The 15,356-nt window shown below is 71.5% G+C and carries 12 protein-coding genes and 1 pseudogene; 9 read left to right on the top strand and 4 right to left on the bottom strand.

The window, feature by feature from the left end; genetic code table 11:
- The first annotated feature begins 34 nt into the window (after positions 1-34).
- Positions 35-1,594, top strand: a complete 1,560-nt coding sequence (locus H4687_RS20235) for an MFS transporter (RefSeq protein WP_028797052.1) — start codon at positions 35-37, stop codon at positions 1,592-1,594.
- 440 nt (positions 1,595-2,034) lie between these two features.
- Here the strand turns inward: H4687_RS20235 and H4687_RS20230 are convergent, their stop codons facing one another.
- Positions 2,035-2,541, bottom strand: a complete 507-nt coding sequence (locus H4687_RS20230; protein ID WP_046914717.1) for a MarR family winged helix-turn-helix transcriptional regulator — start codon at positions 2,539-2,541, stop codon at positions 2,035-2,037.
- Between the two features lie 206 nt (positions 2,542-2,747).
- Between H4687_RS20230 and H4687_RS20225 the strand changes: the two genes are divergently transcribed.
- On the top strand, positions 2,748-3,533 hold the full coding sequence (locus tag H4687_RS20225; protein ID WP_046914718.1) for a dioxygenase family protein: 786 nt from the start codon (positions 2,748-2,750) through the stop codon (positions 3,531-3,533).
- A gap of 158 nt (positions 3,534-3,691) precedes the next feature.
- A pseudogene (locus H4687_RS20220) lies at positions 3,692-4,033 on the top strand (DUF1330 domain-containing protein); the annotation flags it as partial.
- Positions 4,034-4,173: 140 nt separating this feature from the next.
- Here the strand turns inward: H4687_RS20220 and H4687_RS20215 are convergent.
- Positions 4,174-4,731 (bottom strand): GNAT family N-acetyltransferase, encoded by a 558-nt coding sequence (locus H4687_RS20215; RefSeq protein WP_046914720.1) that lies wholly within the window; start codon positions 4,729-4,731, stop codon positions 4,174-4,176.
- A gap of 193 nt (positions 4,732-4,924) precedes the next feature.
- On the opposite strand from H4687_RS20215, the gene H4687_RS20210 reads away from it, so the two are divergent.
- Positions 4,925-5,923, top strand: coding sequence for a sigma-70 family RNA polymerase sigma factor (locus tag H4687_RS20210; protein WP_046914721.1), 999 nt, complete (start codon positions 4,925-4,927; stop codon positions 5,921-5,923).
- Between the two features lie 808 nt (positions 5,924-6,731).
- Here the strand turns inward: H4687_RS20210 and H4687_RS20205 are convergent.
- The gene (locus tag H4687_RS20205) at positions 6,732-7,706 is read right to left on the bottom strand and encodes a helix-turn-helix transcriptional regulator (RefSeq protein ID WP_046914722.1); all 975 of its coding nucleotides are present in this window, start codon (positions 7,704-7,706) and stop codon (positions 6,732-6,734) included.
- A 61-nt stretch (positions 7,707-7,767) separates the two neighbouring features.
- Here H4687_RS20205 and H4687_RS20200 point away from each other — a divergent pair, with 61 nt between their 5' ends.
- The 5 genes from H4687_RS20200 to H4687_RS20175 all read left to right on the top strand — a co-directional run bounded on the left by H4687_RS20200 (position 7,768) and on the right by H4687_RS20175 (position 14,455).
- Positions 7,768-9,423: an MFS transporter gene (locus H4687_RS20200; protein WP_046914723.1), complete on the top strand. Its 1,656-nt coding sequence runs from the start codon at positions 7,768-7,770 to the stop codon at positions 9,421-9,423.
- A gap of 312 nt (positions 9,424-9,735) precedes the next feature.
- On the top strand, positions 9,736-10,554 hold the full coding sequence (locus tag H4687_RS20195) for a DeoR/GlpR family DNA-binding transcription regulator (protein ID WP_046914724.1): 819 nt from the start codon (positions 9,736-9,738) through the stop codon (positions 10,552-10,554).
- Complete coding sequence (gene pfkB, locus H4687_RS20190) at positions 10,551-11,498, top strand: 1-phosphofructokinase (RefSeq protein WP_046914725.1); 948 nt, start codon at positions 10,551-10,553, stop codon at positions 11,496-11,498. The genes H4687_RS20195 and pfkB overlap by 4 nt, the downstream gene beginning before the upstream one ends.
- 304 nt (positions 11,499-11,802) lie before the next feature.
- On the top strand, positions 11,803-13,911 hold the full coding sequence (locus H4687_RS20185; RefSeq protein WP_192781698.1) for a PTS fructose transporter subunit IIABC: 2,109 nt from the start codon (positions 11,803-11,805) through the stop codon (positions 13,909-13,911).
- A 265-nt stretch (positions 13,912-14,176) separates the two neighbouring features.
- Positions 14,177-14,455 carry a hypothetical protein gene (locus tag H4687_RS20175; RefSeq protein WP_046920134.1) on the top strand — a complete coding sequence of 93 codons (279 nt, stop codon included), beginning with the start codon at positions 14,177-14,179 and terminating at the stop codon, positions 14,453-14,455.
- 135 nt (positions 14,456-14,590) lie between these two features.
- On the opposite strand, the gene H4687_RS20170 is transcribed toward H4687_RS20175, so the two are convergent.
- Positions 14,591-15,349 carry a DUF6227 family protein gene (locus H4687_RS20170; protein WP_046920133.1) on the bottom strand — a complete coding sequence of 253 codons (759 nt, stop codon included), beginning with the start codon at positions 15,347-15,349 and terminating at the stop codon, positions 14,591-14,593.
- Positions 15,350-15,356: the final 7 nt, after the last annotated feature.

Raw genomic sequence — 15,356 nt, 5'->3', positions numbered from 1 at the left:
CTTTCCGTCACGAAGTCCCGAAGTGGGTACCTCCATGTCCGAAACAGTCCGCGGCGCCTCCGGAACACCCGGATCGGCGGCCGATCAGCGAAACGACGCGCACGCCACCCGCTGGAAAGCGCTCGTCTTCATCGCCCTCGCCCAGCTGATGGTCGTGCTCGACGCGACCATCGTGAACATCGCCCTTCCCTCCGCCCAGCAGGATCTGGGGATATCGGACGGCAACCGCCAGTGGGTCATCACCGCGTACGCGCTGGCCTTCGGCGGTCTGCTCCTCTTCGGCGGCCGTATCTCCGACCTGTGGGGCCGCAAGCGCACCTTCGTCACCGGTCTGATCGGCTTCGCCGGTGCCTCCGCGCTGGGCGGCGCGGCCACCGGTGAGGCGATGATGCTGGGCGCCCGCGCGCTCCAGGGCGCCTTCGGCGCGCTGCTCGCGCCCGCAGCGCTCTCCCTCCTGGCCGTGATGTTCACCGACGCCAAGGAGCGCGCCAAGGCGTTCGGCATCTACGGTGCGATCGCCGGTGGCGGCGGTGCCGTGGGCCTGATCCTCGGCGGCTTCCTCACCGAGTACCTGGACTGGCGCTGGACGTTCTTCGTCAACATCCCGTTCGCGGTGATCGCGGCGGTCGGCGCGTACTTCGTCATCCGTGAGCCGGCGGGCGGCCGCAACCGTTCCCCGCTCGACATCCCCGGCGTCGTCCTGTCCACCCTGGGCCTGGTCTCCCTGGTCTACGGCTTCACGCGGGCCGAGTCCGAGGGCTGGGGGGACTCGATGACGATCACGCTGTTCGTCGCCTCGGCGGTGCTCCTCGCGACCTTCGTGCTCGTCGAGTCAAAGGTCAAGGCCCCGCTGCTGCCGCTGCGCGTCATCACCGAGCGCAACCGTGGCGGTGTCTACCTCTCCCTCGGCCTCGCGATCATCGCGATGTTCGGCCTGTTCCTCTTCCTGACCTACTACCTGCAGATCGTGAAGGGGTACTCGCCGGTCAAGACGGGCTTCGCCTTCCTGCCCATGATCGTGGGCATGATCACCGGCTCGACCCAGATCGGCACCCGCCTCATGACCCGGGTCCCGCCGCGCCTGCTGATGGCCCCGGGCTTCCTGGTCGCCGGCCTCGGCATGCTCCTGCTGACCCAGATGGAGGTCGACTCCTCCTACGCCGGTCTGCTGCTGCCGGCCCAGCTGCTGCTCGGCCTCGGTATGGGTACGGCGTTCATGCCGGCGATGTCCCTGGCGACGTACGGGGTCGAACCGCGTGACGCGGGTGTGGCCTCCGCCATGGTCAACACCTCGCAGCAGGTCGGCGGTGCCATCGGCACGGCGCTGCTGAATACGGTCGCCGCCTCCGCGACCACGTCCTACGTCGCGGACCACATCGGTTCGGCCACCTCGAAGCCGGCCGCCCAGCTGGTCCAGCTCCAGGGCATGGTCAACGGCTACACCACCGCCATCTGGTTCGCCGTGGGCATCCTGGTGGCCGCCGCCACCATCGCCTTCACCTTCGTCACGACGGGCAAGCCCGACATGACGGCGACGGCGGGATCGGACGCGGACGCGACGGACGAGCTCAAGGTGCCGGTGATCGCCCACTGACAGCGGACCCGGACTGACGGAAGGGGAGGGGTGGGGCAGGGGCGGAGTCCCCTGCCCCACCCCTCCCGTCATCCCACACGCGAACTCAGCACAACAAGCACGGCCGACCGCCGGTCGGCCGACCGGGGCGCTCGGCGGGACCGCGCCCACAGGCGGCCGAAGCCTGTCGCCCGACGTCCGAATCACGACGTCCGAATCACGACGTCCGGAGCCTGTCGCCCGACGCCCGACGCCCGACGCCCGACGCCCGACGCCCGACGCCCGAATCACGACGTCCGGAGCCTTCGCCTGTCGCCTGTCACCCGTCACCTGTCGCCTGCCGCCCGCGACCCCGACGACGCCCCGCCCCCCGCCCCCGCCCCGCATCGACCCCTGGCAGCCCTAGACACCCCCACGGACGCCGCGACCCCGACGGCCCCACCCCGAACCCCGGCGGAGCACTACCGGAGCCACGGCAGATCCGCCCCCGCCTCGCTCGGCTGCAGCCCCTCCGCGACGATCGCCATGATCTCGCCGAGGGCCTTTTGCTGCTCATCCGACAGCCGGTCGAACAGCGCCTGCCGCACCGCGCCCACATGCCCCGGCGCGCTCTTCGCGAGCATCTCCCGGCCTCCGTCCGTCAGCACCGTGAACTGGCCCCGCTTGTCCGACGGGCAGTCCTCGCGCCGTACCCACCCGTTCTTCTCCAGCCGTGCCACGGCGTGCGACAGCCGCGACCGCGTGATCTTCGTCTGCATCGCCAGCTCGGTCATCCGCAGTCGGCGTTGCGGTGCCTCGGACAGCACGACGAGCAGGTGGTAGTACAGGTGGGGCATGCCCGCGTCGCGCTGCAACTGGCGGTCGAGATGATCTTCGAGCAGGGTCGTGGCGTGCACGTAGGCGAGCCAGGTGCGCTGCTCCTCGTCGGTGAGCCAGCGGGGTTCTTCCTCAGTGGATGCGGTCTTCATGCTCCCACTGTACGAGGCCCCTTCTTGAAATTTGAACTATAGAGATGTAAGGTGAAACAAGAAATATTGAGACTTCAACTACTGGGGAGTTGGAAGGAGTCTCAAGCGCCTGGTGCGCCAGGCGAATCCAAGGAGACAGAAGCGACCACCGGGCCCGCCGAGGCGCGCGTGTCGTGTGCGTCGCGCGTGTTGAGGGAGTCACCCCTATGTCCGCCGCCACCGCCGAGCGCATGCCCGCCCTGTACCTGAGCCACGGGGCCCCGCCGCTCGCCGACGACCCGATCTGGCCCGGCGAACTCGCCGCCTGGTCCGCGACCCTGCCCCGCCCCAAGGCCGTGCTCATGATCTCCGCCCACTGGGAGGAGGCCCCTCTTGCCCTCGGCGCGATCGAGACCATCCCCCTGGTCTACGACTTCTGGGGCTTCCCCGAGCACTACTACAAGGTCCAGTACGCCGCCCCGGGCGCCCCCGAGCTGGCCGCCTCGGTCCGCAAGCTGCTCCAGGCCCCCGGCATCCCCGTCCAGGACATCCCCGACCGGGGCCTCGACCACGGGGCGTACGTCCCCCTGGTGGAGATGTTCCCGGACGCCGACATCCCGGTCCTGCAGATCTCCATGCCGACCCTCGACCCGCGGAAGCTGATGGACATCGGCCGCAAGCTCGCCCCCCTCCGCGACGAGGGCGTGCTGATCATCGGGTCCGGTTTCTTCACCCACAACCTCGCCGCCCTCCGCCAGGCCGGCACCCCCACCTGGTCCACGGAGTTCGACGACTGGGGCAACCGGGCCCTCGAATCCCGCGACTGGGACTCCCTCCTCGACTTCCTCCACAAGTCCCCGGCCGGGCAGCTGGCCCACCCCCGCACGGAGCACTTCGCCCCCCTCTTCGTCACGATGGGCGCGGCCGAGGCCTCCGGCGAACTGGACGCCCAGCGGTCGGTGATCGACGGCTTCTGGATGGGCCTGGCGAAGCGGTCGGTGCAGTTCGGGTAGTGGGTCCGGGCGACCTGGACGCGCAGGCCGGGGCTCCTTACCCCAGAGGTCATCGACCCCGGCCCCTACGCCTGGCAGTCTCGTCGGCGTCAGGGGCGGCGAGGCCCGCGTTCGAGCCCCCGCCCGCGTGAGCCCGGCCGACCGGGAAGGACCCCCTCATGCCCGCGTACGCCATAGCCCACCTCAGGGACGCCGCCCCGCACCCGGAGATCGCCGAGTACATCGAGCGCATCCCCGCCACCTTCGAGCCGTACGGCGGCCGCTTCCTCGTACACGTCGCCCGGCACGAGGTGAAGGAGGGGAACTGGCCGGGAGCCGTCGTGGTGATCGGCTTCCCCGGGATCGCCGAGGCGCGGAGCTGGTGGGACTCGCCCGCGTACCAGGAGATCGCCCCTTTGCGCTCACGGCACATCACGGGCGACATCATCCTGGTCGAAGGGGTACCCGAGGGCTACGACCCCACCGCCACGGCCAAGGCGATGAGGGAGTCCCTGCCCGCCGAGTCCTTGACCACCGAGTTCCCGTCCACCGAGTTCCCGTCCACCGAGTCCCCGTCTACCGAGTCCCCCTCCACCGAACGCCCCTTGCCGACCGAGTCCCTACCCGCTGAGCCCAGGCCCGCCGAGTAGCAGCCCGGCCTTCAACGCTCCGGCCCCATGCGCCCGAGACGTTCTGTCTCGTCGAGCCTCTTCTCGTACCAGGCCACATCCCAGTACCGCCCGAACTTCCGCCCGACCTCCCGATACGTGCCGACGTACCGGAACCCGAACCGCTCGTGCAGCCGCGTCGACGCCTCGTTCGGCTGGGCGATCCCGGCGTAGGCGCGATGGACGCTCTCGTCGGCGAGTGCCTCGAAAAGGGCCGTGTACAGCAGCGTGCCCACGCCCCGGCCGCCCGCGTCCGGGGCGAGGTACACCGACACCTCCACCGAGGTGTCGTACGCCGGTTTCCCGCGAAACGCGCTGCTCGTGGCGTACCCCAGAATCCGCTGTGAGTCCTTCGCGGTGGCAACCATCAGGCGGTGCGGGCCGTCTTCAGGGTGGGAGAGCAGCCAAGGGCGGCGCTCTTCCGCAGTGAAGACAGCGGTATCGAATGTGATGGGCGTCTCACGGACATAGTGGTTGTAGAGGTCGGTGAGGGCGGCGAGGTCGGTCTCGACTCCTGGTCTGACCTGCACCTCTGCGGACTCTCCGGACATCTCGCCTCCTCCTGCGGCGGCACAGGGTACTGCAAGATCAGAAAAATAGTGGGACCGGTGGGGAATTCTGTCCTGATTCCAGTCGTTGTTTCCTTCGGAAGCAGGGCACTCGGGAGAGTGTCCGAGCGGCCGCATCGAGACACACGTAGGACCCGATACGACCCTGCCAGCCCACCATCGCAAGGGAGCACGCATGGCAACCCGTGCCGTCGCCGCTCGTCGTTCGTCCGCCTCCGGCCGGACCGACGCGGCTCGCAGCGTTCGCGCCTCTGGCGGCGAGATCGCCGACCGCGACCTGGTCGGCATGTACCTCGACGAGATCGCGCGTACACCGCTGCTCGACGCCGCCAAGGAAGTCGAGCTGTCCCAGGTCATCGAGGCGGGTGTGTTCGCCCAGCAGATCCTCGACGGCGATGAGGAGGCCAAGGCGGACGCGACCCGCGAAGAGCTCGAAGCCCTCGTCGCCGACAGCGAGCGGGCCAAGGACGTCTTCATACGGTCCAACCTGCGCCTCGTCGTGGCTGTCGCCCGGCGCTATCCGCGCAGTGGCCTGCCCCTGCTCGACCTCATCCAGGAGGGGAACGCGGGCCTGGTCCGCGCGGTGGAGAAGTTCGACTACCGCAAGGGCTTCAAGTTCTCGACGTACGCCACCTGGTGGATCCGTCAGGCCATCACCCGGTCGATCGCGGACCAGTCGCGCACCATCCGGCTGCCCGTCCACCTGGTCGAGGAGCTGGGCCGGATCCGCCGTGTGCAGCGTGAGTTCAACCGCGAGCACGGGCGCGACCCCGAGCCCGCCGAGATCGCCGCCGAGCTGGGTTCCAACGCGGATCGTGTCACCGACGTCCTCGACTGGGCCCGCGACCCGGTCTCGCTGAACATGTCGGTGGACGACGACGGCGACACGCAGTTCGGCGACCTCCTGGAGGACACCTCCGCGGTCTCGCCCGAGCAGTCCGTGCTCACGCTGCTGCGCAGCGAGGAGCTGGACGACCTCATCGGGCGCCTCGACCAGCGCACCGCGTCCATCATCAAGATGCGGTACGGCATCGAGGACGGCCGCGAGCGCACCCTCACCGAGGTCGGCAAGGAACACGGGCTCACCCGCGAGCGGATCCGCCAGATCGAGAAGCACGCCCTGCTCGAACTGAAGAAGCTGGCCCGCGACACGGGCTTCGACGCGGTCGCCTGACCCCCCGGCCAACTCGTTCGAGGAGCAGAACGGCGACCATCGCCGGGTACGGACCACAGACCCCGTACGGCCCAACCCCTGGGGCCGCCACGGGGCTTGGCCCGGTGTACCGACGTACGCCGGCCACGACTTGGCCGTTTCCGTGCCGCCAGTTGGCCGTACTACGCCGCTTCAACTCCCCGTTCCCGGGGCACAAGTCTTCCGGGCCCACGACTTCCCCGGGCCCGGAGCCGTCAGGCCCGGGACCCGGAGTTCGAGGGAGTCGGGGGTACAGCGCCCACCGAAGCGACACCTGAGCCAGCCCGCACCGCCGTACGCCGTAAGCCGTCACCACCCGAAGCGCCCTGCCGTGGCCCCGCCCCCCGGGACTCCACCGCAGGACCCCCGACCGCACCGAGACCATCCGAAGCCAAGTCCCGACGCTCTCCCCCCAGCGCCGGGACTCTCCGAGAGCCGGGCTTCGGCGCCTCCCCCCCTGGCGCCGAAGCCCGGCTTCTTTCCGTGGCGGGCCGGGCTGGTGGCCGTGTCGCGGCCGGGCCGGGCAGACCGAAGGGCCACCCCGGACCTGAACCCCGGGGTGACCCGAACGGCAGATTGTGCCACAGGGGCCCTTCTGCCGAACCCGCACGTCAGGGCGGCGCTCGCGGAACCGGCACTGCTCGCCGAACCGGCACCGCGCACGGAATTGGCATCGCTCGCGGATCCGGCATCGCTCGCGGACCCGGTACCGCTCGCGGATCCGGCACCGCTCACGGATCCGGCACCGCTCACGGATCCGACATCGCTCACGGAACCGGCACCGCGGGCCTCACTCCTCGGCCCCGCCGGCCGCCCGGGTCAGCCGCGCGCCCAACTCCCTTACGTATCCCACCAGTTCCGGCGGCCCGTGCACGGTGAACGCGCAGTCGACCACGGCCAGCCGCATGGCCAGCCACTCCACGGAGTCGCCGACCGAGGCCCGCAGCCGGCAGCTGTGCTCGTCGACGGGTTCGGGCGTACCCAGCCAGTGGGGCACCCGGGCCGCGATGACCTCGGCCGGCGCGGCGAAGGTGACGTCGACCGCGAACGTCTCCTGCCTCCGGTACATCGACTGCCGCAGAAACTCCTCCGCGCTCCCCGTCGGCAACTCGCGCGGCGCGAACCGGGCGCCCGTGGCGAAGGGCTCCTCGACCCGGTCGACCCGGAAGGTGCGCCAGTCGGCGCGGTCGAGGTCGTACGCGACGAGATACCAGCGGCGGCCGGTCGAGACGAGCCGGTACGGCTCGCAGTGGCGCCGCGAGTCGGTGCCGTCACCGGAACGGTAGGCGAAGCGCAGCCGCTCCTGGCCCGCCACCGCCGAGGCCATCACAGTCAGCGTCTCGGGCGCGACCGTCGCCCCGTCGCCGCTGGTCAGGGGGGTGGTGGCGGCCTGCAGCGTGGAGACCCGGTGGCGCAACCGCGACGGCAGCACCTGTTCGAGCTTGGCGAGGGCTCGTACCGACGCCTCCTCCACGCCCTCCACCGCGTGCCCGGCCCCGGCCCGCAGCCCCACCGCTATGGCCACGGCCTCCTCGTCGTCCAGCACGAGTGGGGGCATCGCCTTCCCCGCCACCAGCCGGTACCCGCCCTCGGCCCCCATGGTCGCCTGCACCGGATAGCCCAGCTCGCGCAGCCGGTCGACGTCACGGCGAACGGTCCGCCGTGAGACCCGGAGCCGGTCGGCGAGTTCACCGCCGGGCCACTCGCGGGGCGTCTGGAGGAGGGAGAGGAGCTGAAGGAGCCGCGCCGGGGTGTCCGTAGTCATGGAGCGAGGATGCCGCAGAAGTAGGACATGATCTGACCTACTCGACCTCTACCTTCAAAGCATGACCTCGACAACGAGCGCCCCGAAGGGGCACGGGGAACTGCGCGACCAGCCCCGATCCACCGCCAGTGACCCGACCACAGTCACCGAAACGGCGCTCCCCGCACCCGCACCCGCAGCGGCCGACGCCGACCGACGGCGGTGGATCGCCCTCGCCATCGTCATGACGGCCGCCTTCATGGACCTCGTCGACGTCACCATCGTCAACATCGCGATCCCCTCCATCAAGCAGGGCGAGAACGCCTCGTTCAGCCAGATCCAGTGGATCACCGCCGGCTACGCCCTCGCCTTCGCCGCGGGCCTCGTCACCGGCGGCAGGCTCGGCGACATCCACGGCCGTCGGCGGATCTTCCTCCTCGGCATCGGCGGTTTCACGGTCGCCTCCGCACTGTGCGGCCTCGCCGCGAACCCGGAGATGCTGGTGGCGGCGAGGCTCGCGCAGGGTGCGACCGCCGCGCTGATGGTGCCGCAGGTGCTGTCGATCGTGCACGCGACCTTCCCGGCACACGAACGCGGCAAGGTCTTCGGGCTGTTCGGCGCGATCGTCGGCCTCGGCGCGGTCTCCGGCCCGCTGCTCGGCGCGCTGCTCATCGAGTGGAACCCGCTCGGCCTCGAGTGGCGGGCGATCTTCCTGATCAACCTTCCGGTCGGCGTCGCGGCCCTGATCCTGGGCCGCCGTTTCATCACCGAGTCCAAGGCCCCGCACGCCCTGAAGCTGGACCTCGTAGGCGTCGCCCTGGTCACCGCCGCCCTGCTGATGCTGCTCTACCCGCTCACCCGGGGCCGGGAACTGGGCTGGCCGCTGTGGGGGTACGTCTCGATGGCCGGCTCGCTCGCCGTGTTCGCGGCGCTGGTGGCGTACGAGCGACGCAAGACCGTGCGCGACGGGTCCCCGCTCATCGAGCTGTCGTTGTTCCGGGTGAAGAGCTTCGCGGCGGGCATCGCCGTGCAGACCGTCTTCGGCGTCGCCCTCGGTGTCTTCTTCCTCGTCTGGACGCTCTACCTCCAGACCGGCCTCGGCTGGAGCGTCCTGCGGGCCGGCCTCACCGGTGTGCCGTTCTCCCTCGCGGTGTCGGTCGCCGCCGGCGTCTCGGTCCAGAAGCTCGTCCCGCGCTTCGGACGCAAGGTCCTCCAGGCGGGCGCGCTGCTGATGGCGGCCGGAGTGCTGTTGTACCTGGCCGAGTCCGTACGGTACGGCCTCGCCATCACCCCCTGGCAGATGGCGTTCCCGCTGGTCGTGATGGGCGCGGGCATGGGCCTCATCGTCGCCCCGCTGACCGACGCGATCCTCTCCGGAGTGCCGCGTGAGCACGCCGGGTCCGCGTCCGGGCTGATCAGCACGGTCCAGCAGATGGGCAACGCACTGGGACTCGGCCTCGTCGCCGTCGTCTTCTTCGGTGTCATGGACGACCACCTCGCCCCGACCGACATCGGCCCCGCCTTCGTCGACGCCTTCGAGTACGCGCTCGGCTGGGTGGCCGCGGTCCTGCTCGCGATCTTCCTGCTGATGTTCGCCCTGCCGGCACGCGCCGCGGCGGAGACGGGTGCGTCGGTGCCCGTAGGGAGCGACGAACCGACGTCCGTGCGAGGCGATGAGCCGGTGTCCGTGCGAGGCGATGAGCCGGTGTCCGTGGAGGTCGGTGAGCCGGTGCGCTGACCGGCGGAGGGTCTGCTCGCCGGAAGCCGGAAGCCGGAAGCCGGAAGCCGGAAGCCGGAAGCCGGAAGCCGGAAGCCGAAGGGTGAACGGCGAAAGGCGAAGGTGAACGGGAGTGGGAGCGGGGCCGGGCACCCTTGGGGGCCGGGTCCCGCTCCCGTCGTGCGTCCGGTCATGCCCGATCACGCCCGCTCATGCCCATTCATGTCCGCCTTGGTGTCCCGAACCGCCCCGAACCTGTTTACTTTCCGGACATCCCGGCGTAGTCTCCCGAGCGAAACCACAGAATCGGGCACCAGTCGGAGGCGAACGGACATGTACGCACCCGAGCGGCAGCAGGAGATCCTCCGGCTCGCGCGTGACGGCGGCCGGGTGGACGTGGTGTCGCTGGCCGAGCAGTTCCAGGTCACGGCCGAGACGATCCGCCGGGATCTGAAGGCCCTCGACCGCGCCGGCCTCGTCCAGCGGGTGCACGGCGGCGCGATCCCCGCCGGCCGTCTGGACTTCGAGCCCGACCTCGCCGAACGCGAGGGCACCGCCGCCGACGAGAAGGACCGCATCGCCCAGGCCGCGCTCGCCGAACTGCCGGGCGACGGCACGATCCTCCTCGACGCCGGTACGACGATCGCGCGCCTCGCCGCCGCCATCCCGCTGGAGGCCGCCCTCACCGCGGTCACGCACAGCCTGCCGATCGCGGCCCGCCTCGCCGACCACCCGGGCATCCAGCTCCATCTGGTCGGCGGCCGTGTCCGCACCCGCACCCGCGCCGCCGTGGACGCCTGGGCACTGCGGGCCTACGGCGAGATCCGCGCCGACGTCCTCTTCGTGGCCGCCAACGGCTTCTCCGTCGACCACGGCCTGACCACGCCCGACCTCGCCGAGGCCGCCGTCAAGCGCGCGGCGGTGGCCGCCGCCCGCCGCGTGGTGCTGCTCGCCGACTCCTCCAAGCACGGCCAGGAGCACTTCGCCCGCTTCGGCGACCTGAGCGACGTGGACCTGCTCATCACCGACAGCGGGCTGAACCCCGAGGACGCCCTCACCATCGAGCGCAAGGGCACCGAGGTGCTGCGCGTCCCGGGCGCCGCACCCGCCGGTGGCTCCACCGCATCCGTCGGCCGGAAAGACCACTCATGATCCTCACCGTCACCCCGAACCCGTCCCTCGACCGCACCTACGAGGTCCCCTCCCTCGACCGCGGCGAGGTCATCCGGGCCACCGGCGAGCGCATGGACCCGGGAGGCAAGGGCGTCAACGTCTCCCGGGCGGTCGCCGCCGCGGGCCGGCGCACGGTGGCCGTACTGCCCCTCGGCGGAGCACCGGGCGCGCTGGTCGCCGACCTGCTCGCCGCGCAGGGCATCGAGGTCGCCCGAGTGCCGGTGGCCGGGGCCACCCGCTCCAACATCGCCCTCGCGGAGGCCGACGGCGTCCTGACGAAGATCAACGCGCCCGGCCCCGAACTGTCCGCCCCCGAGCGCGAGCTGCTCCTGGAGACCGTCCGCGCCCAGTCCACCGACGCCTCCTGGATCGCCTGCTGCGGCAGCCTCCCGCGCGGCCTCGCCCCGTCCTGGTACGCCGAACTCGTCGCCCGCGCCCACGCGGCCGGCGCCCGCATCGCCCTGGACACCTCCGGCCCGGCCCTCCTCGCCGCACTCCGCGAACGCCCGGACGTCGTCAAGCCCAACGCCGAGGAACTCGCCGAAGCCGTGGGCCGGCCCCTCGCCACGGTCGGCGACGCCGTCAAGGCCGCGGAGGAACTCCGCGAGATGGGCGCCGACGCGGTACTGGCCAGTCTCGGCGCCGACGGTCAGCTCCTCGTCGACGCCTCGGGCGCCTGGTTCGGCACCGCCCGCGTCGACGCCGTCCGCAGCAACGTCGGCGCCGGCGACTCCTCCCTCGCCGGTTTCCTCATCGCCGGCGGCCATGGCCCCGAAGCCCTCGCCTCCGCCGTCGCCCACGGCGCCGCCGCCGTCCAGCTCCCGGGCAGCGTCATGCCGACCCCGCGCGACCTGGACCCGGCGGCGGTGACGGTGACGGCGGAGGTACCGGCGGACCGGGTGCTGAGGGAGAGGGTGACGTGATGAGGGGACGGTCGGGAATGAACGTTCGTTTTACCTTCCGTCGCGTGAACCTGCCTGCGCTGTGCCTCGCCCTCCCCGGTGGCTCGCGAACGAACGCTCGTTTTGGCTACCACCGCGCGAACGGGCCTGCGCCCTGCCCCGCCGTCCTCCCCGGCGCCCCGCGAACGAACCTTCGTTTTGCGTTACCCACCACCGCACACCGACTCCACCCCCGGCCGTCCCTCCAGGCCCGGGCCTCCCACCCTTCCCTCCCCACCCCCGCCCGCCACATCCCCCGGGCGATACGCGTGCGAAGGAGCCCGCGATGAGCGAGATGATCACCGCGGATCTGGTCGACCTCGACCTGTCCGCCGATACGAAGGAAGCGGCGGCGCGTGCCCTCGCCGAGCGCATGGTCGCGAAGGGCCGGGTCACCGACCTGGACGGCTTCCTCGCCGACGTGGCCGCCCGTGAGGCGCAGATGCCGACCGGCCTCGACGGCGGCATCGGCATCCCGCACTGCCGCAGCGCGCACGTCACCGAGCCGACCCTTGCCTTCGGCCGTAGCGCGGCCGGCGTCGACTTCGGCGCACCCGACGGCCCCGCCGACCTGATCTTCCTCATCGCCGCCCCGGCGGGCGCGGACGACGCCCACCTCACGATCCTCTCCTCCCTCGCCCGTCAGCTGATGAACACCGAGTTCACGGACGCCCTGCGCGCCGTGGACGACGCGGGCCGCGCCGCCGCGCTCATCCGGGGCGACGACGCGACCGAGGGCACCGAAGACTCCGCGGCGGCGTCGGGCGGAACGGCCTCCCCCGACGCCGCCGCGGTCAGCACGACCCCGGCACCGACTGCCGAGGAGGTCGATCCCCAGGAGGTCGATCCCCAGGAGGTCGATCCCCAGGAGGTCGCCCCGCAGGAGACCGTCGAGGCCCGCCCGTTCCGTATCGTCGCCGTCACCTCCTGCCCCACCGGCATCGCGCACACCTATATGGCCGCCGAGTCGCTGGAGAACGCGGGCCGGGACGCCGGTGACGTGGAGATCGTCGTCGAGACGCAGGGCTCGGCCGGCTTCTCCCGCCTCGACCCGGCCGTCATCGCCGCCGCCGACGGCGTGATCTTCGCCCACGACGTGCCCGTACGGGAGAAGGACCGGTTCGCCGGGAAGCCCACCGTCGACGTCGGAGTGAAGGCGGGCATCAGCCGCCCCGGCGCACTGATCGCCGAGGTCCGCCAGAAGGCCGAGCGCGGCGAGGTCACGGCCGCCGCCCGGCCCGGAACCCCCGTCGACCGGGCGGGCGAGTCCGGCGACGGCTACGGCACCAAGCTGCGCAAGTGGCTGATGTCCGGCGTGAGTTACATGGTCCCGTTCGTCGCGGCGGGCGGTCTGCTGATCGCCCTGGGCTTCGCGATCGGCGGCTGGGAGATCAACAAGGCCAAGCCGGTCACCGAGCACTTCGTCTGGCTCCAGGCCGACAGTTGGGCGGCCCTGCTGTTCCAGATCGGCGCCGTCGCCTTCGGCTTCCTGATCCCGGTCCTCGCCGGATACATCGCGTACGGCATGGCGGACCGGCCGGGACTGGTCCCCGGCTTCGTCGGCGGCATGATCGCCGCCAACATCAACGCAGGCTTCCTCGGCGGTCTGGTCGCCGGTCTGCTCGCGGGTGCGGTCGTCCTCGGTATCCAGCGGATCAAGATCCCACCGGTGATGCGCGGCATCATGCCGGTGGTCGTGATCCCGCTGGTCTCGTCGCTCGTCGTCGGCTTCCTGATGCTGGTGGTGATCGGCAAGCCCATCGCCGAGGCCCAGAAGGGCATGACGGACTGGCTGAGCGGCCTCTCCGGCAGCAACGCCGTCCTGCTCGGCGTCCTCCTCGGCCTGATGATGTGCTTCGACCTGGGCGGCCCGGTCAACAAGGTCGCGTACGCCTTCGCCACCGCCGGTATCGCCGTGCAGGACCCCAGTCCCGCCGCGATGAAGATCATGGCGGCCGTCATGGCGGCCGGTATGGTCCCGCCGCTGGGCATGGCGCTCGCCACCACGATCCGCAAGAAGCTGTTCACCACCGCCGAGCGCGAGAACGGCAAGGCGGCCTGGGTGCTCGGCGCCTCGTTCATCTCCGAGGGCGCGATCCCCTTCGCGGCGGCCGACCCGCTGCGCGTGATCCCGGCGTCCATGGCGGGCGGCGCCGTCACCGGGGCGCTGGCCATGGCCTTCGGCTCGACCCTGCGCGCCCCGCACGGCGGCATCTGGGTCACCCCGCTGATCGGCAAGCCGCTCCTCTACCTGCTGGCCATCGCGATCGGTACGGCGGTCACGGCCGGCCTGGTCATCCTCCTGAAGGGCATGCGCAGGGCCCCGGCGGACACGGCGCCCGAGTCCGCGCCCACGGCGGTCGCGGCGGAGACGAAGGAGCCGGTCGCGGCCTGAACCCGTGACCGTACGCAGGCCGCGACCCCGCTCGGCAGAGGGTCGCGGCCTGACGCGTCTTCGCCCCGTGCGCCCGGTCCACCCCGTGCGCCCGGTCCACCCCGTGCGCCCGGTCCACCCCGTGCGCCCGGTCCACCCCTTGAGCCCCGTCCGCGCCGTGCGCCCCTTTGGGTGCCTTTGCCGCCCGTGTGGCGTGTGCGTCGTACCTGCGAGATACGTCACGGTCCGGGCTCAAAGTCCCATCCGGTGGTGTCTACTGGACGGCATGCCTGAGCACGTGTCGATCCTCCAGCCTCTGGGCCTGGCCGCCCTCGTCCTCGCGTCGGTCATCTGGGTCGCCGTGCTGGTCCGCGTACTGAGCCGGGATCACGAGGTCCACCGCGGCCGCTTCGCCGGCCTGACCGGCCGGCGCGGGCAGCGCCTGCTGGGCCTGCCGCACCAGCGCCGCAAGGGCCCCCACGTGGAGCACGTGGAGCTGACCCCGGCGGAGCAGGACGCCTTCGCGTTCCTGGCCCGCCAGTTCAGCGACGACCGCCTCGCCTGAGCCCGTCACCGCCCGGCCCGGCCGCAGCGTCCGCCCGGTCCGGCCGCGGCGTCCGCCCGGTCCGGCCGCAGCGTCCGCCCGGTCCGGCCGCGGCGTCCAGTCGCGACGCCCAGCCGAAACGTCCAGCCGAAAGGCCTAGCCGAGCGTCCCTGCCCGCCGCTCCATGGCGTCCCGGGCCGCGTCCTCCGTCGCGTACACCTCGCACATGTGGCGTCCGTCCGGTGTGGCCGTGTGCTCGACCTCCCACAGGGAGATCTCCTGCCCGTCCGTGAGCAGGAACGCGTGCTCGTAGAGCGAGAAACTCCAGCCGGGCCGGCCGTGCCGCGCGGGACGGTGCGGGCGTCCGAAGGCCTGGGTGATCTCGTGCGCGAACGCGGTGCGCAGCAGCAGTGTGGCGAGCTCGTCCCCGGGAGGGTCCGGGTTCTCCGCGCGCCGCAGCAGCCGACGGGCGTGGTCCGCCGAGTCGTCCGGCACGTACTCGTGGCGCGGCTCGGGGAACGCCGCCAGCTCCACCACGGCGGGCAGCTCGAAGTCGGTGGCGTCCGGCGGCAGCGGCAGGCGCGCGGTGGCGGCCCGCAGCTCCTCGTCGTCCGTGTACACCTCGTGCTGGATCTCGCTGCCGAGCGCCGTGTTGTGCACCAGCTCCCACAGGGTGACGGCGGAACCGTCGGCCAGCAGCCACGTGTGCCGGTACGTCGCCCGGTGCAGCCCCGAACTGTAGTGCGCGGAGTGCAGTGAGCTGTCGTGCGCGAGGGCGCAGTCGAGCTGTCGAATCGTCTCGTCGGGCAGCTCGAAGGAGTTCAGGGCGCGGCCGAGGAGCCGCGCGAGGTGCTCCTCAGGAGACTCGGGCGACTCGGGTGGTTCGTACGCTGCCGTCTCGTACGGAACGCTCAAGGTTTCT

Origin of the sequence: Streptomyces stelliscabiei, from assembly GCF_014873495.1 — a bacterium.
GTDB classification, from domain to species: domain Bacteria; phylum Actinomycetota; class Actinomycetes; order Streptomycetales; family Streptomycetaceae; genus Streptomyces; species Streptomyces bottropensis.
Note: the sequence above shows the minus strand (reverse complement) of the source record. Positions and strands in the feature narration are given on the sequence as shown.

Excerpts from the sequence above, each read along its gene's own strand:
- H4687_RS20235 (WP_028797052.1), top strand. The coding sequence starts at position 35 with ATGTCCGAAACAGTCCGCGGCGCCTCCGGAACACCCGGATCGGCGGCC.
- H4687_RS20230 (WP_046914717.1), bottom strand. The coding sequence starts at position 2,541 with ATGAAGACCGCATCCACTGAGGAAGAACCCCGCTGGCTCACCGACGAG.
- H4687_RS20225 (WP_046914718.1), top strand. The coding sequence starts at position 2,748 with ATGTCCGCCGCCACCGCCGAGCGCATGCCCGCCCTGTACCTGAGCCAC.
- H4687_RS20215 (WP_046914720.1), bottom strand. The coding sequence starts at position 4,731 with ATGTCCGGAGAGTCCGCAGAGGTGCAGGTCAGACCAGGAGTCGAGACC.
- H4687_RS20210 (WP_046914721.1), top strand. The coding sequence starts at position 4,925 with ATGGCAACCCGTGCCGTCGCCGCTCGTCGTTCGTCCGCCTCCGGCCGG.
- H4687_RS20205 (WP_046914722.1), bottom strand. The coding sequence starts at position 7,706 with ATGACTACGGACACCCCGGCGCGGCTCCTTCAGCTCCTCTCCCTCCTC.
- H4687_RS20200 (WP_046914723.1), top strand. The coding sequence starts at position 7,768 with ATGACCTCGACAACGAGCGCCCCGAAGGGGCACGGGGAACTGCGCGAC.
- H4687_RS20195 (WP_046914724.1), top strand. The coding sequence starts at position 9,736 with ATGTACGCACCCGAGCGGCAGCAGGAGATCCTCCGGCTCGCGCGTGAC.
- pfkB (WP_046914725.1), top strand. The coding sequence starts at position 10,551 with ATGATCCTCACCGTCACCCCGAACCCGTCCCTCGACCGCACCTACGAG.
- H4687_RS20185 (WP_192781698.1), top strand. The coding sequence starts at position 11,803 with ATGAGCGAGATGATCACCGCGGATCTGGTCGACCTCGACCTGTCCGCC.
- H4687_RS20175 (WP_046920134.1), top strand. The coding sequence starts at position 14,177 with ATGCCTGAGCACGTGTCGATCCTCCAGCCTCTGGGCCTGGCCGCCCTC.